This window comes from Paraburkholderia piptadeniae (assembly GCF_900007165.1).
GTDB lineage: Bacteria > Pseudomonadota > Gammaproteobacteria > Burkholderiales > Burkholderiaceae > Paraburkholderia > Paraburkholderia piptadeniae.
In genome coordinates this window covers 1-680 of record NZ_CYGY02000252.1, presented here as the reverse complement: position 1 = coordinate 680, position 680 = coordinate 1, and the positions used below count along the sequence as shown (strand labels likewise).

Annotated in this window: 1 pseudogene; it reads left to right on the top strand. The window is 64.0% G+C overall.

What is annotated here, in order from left to right:
* Positions 1-189: 189 nt before the first annotated feature.
* A pseudogene (locus BN2476_RS45055) lies at positions 190-680 on the top strand (SMP-30/gluconolaconase/LRE-like region family protein); the annotation flags it as partial.

The following is a 680-nucleotide window of genomic DNA, read 5'->3' as shown; positions in this document are numbered from 1 at the left end:
GTCTCGTGGGCTCGGACCGCAAGTTTGCCAGGGCTGGCAACACCGCTTCATGGACGCCTGTATTGCACGGCGTGTAATCGAGAAGACACCTCCGTCATGTGCGTCAAACGTTTCTGTCATGCTTTCGTCGCGCTCGTGCTGAGCGCGGCAGTTCCGTCCGTTTGCGACGCGCAGTACTCGACCGGCTGGATGGCCAACACGCATGGCACGGCCACGACCCGGGTAGGCAACGTGGCCCGCTCGATGTGGGTGGCACCGGAAGGCGTGATCTATACCGCGTCCATGTGGGATGAGAACGAAGGCGGCATCGCGATCTATCAGAACGGACGGAACATCGGATCGATCGGCGGGCACGGCGAGTTTCAGGGCGGGGCGATCACGGGTAATTCGACCTCGCTGTTCGCGGCGCTGCAGTTCAACGCCACGTATGGAAGCGGCACGGTTGGCCGGTACGACCGGACGAGCCGCACACGCGATCTGCTGATCCCGGTCAGCGCCACGACCACCGAACGCCTCGCCGATGTCGTCACTGGGCTGGCGACGTCCGGCTCGCTGCTTTACGCGAGCGATTTCCCAGGCAACCGTGTGCGCGTATTCACGACGTCCGGTGTCTGGCTGCGCGATATCGGCGTCGAAGCGCCGGGCGCGCTTGCACTCGACGCAGGCGGCAATATCTGGGT